This window comes from Streptomyces sp. P17 (assembly GCF_032436805.1).
Lineage (GTDB): Bacteria > Actinomycetota > Actinomycetes > Streptomycetales > Streptomycetaceae > Streptomyces.
The window spans coordinates 1-267 of the sequence record NZ_JAVRBF010000920.1 but is presented as its reverse complement, the minus strand read 5'-3'; the positions used below and the strand labels follow the sequence as shown (position 1 = coordinate 267).

1 protein-coding gene is annotated in these 267 nt (G+C 63.3%); it reads right to left on the bottom strand.

Annotated elements, in window-relative coordinates:
* Positions 1 to 249: hypothetical protein (locus tag RMT89_RS43445; protein ID WP_315889271.1), on the bottom strand; the 249-nt coding region annotated here is incomplete at its 3' end.
* Positions 250 to 267: the final 18 nt, after the last annotated feature.

Below are 267 nucleotides of genomic sequence, written 5' to 3'. Positions count from 1 at the left end.
CTTAAGCTCGGCATTGCGGGCCAGCGTTTCGCCATCCTTTCCCGGCAACCCGGCCCGCAGGGTCACAGTGATGTCCTGTCCATGGCTCAGCCCGCCGACGCAAAGCCGCTCGCCCGATGCCTCGACCGTCATCGCCCGATCAGGAAGCTGCACGAAGGGCATATAGTCGATGCTTTCATCCAGCGGTCCCGACATGACCGCGCAAATCTGCGGGCCAGGACCGTCCGGTTCGACCACTGCCTCGGTCATGCGAAAGGCATAGTTGGC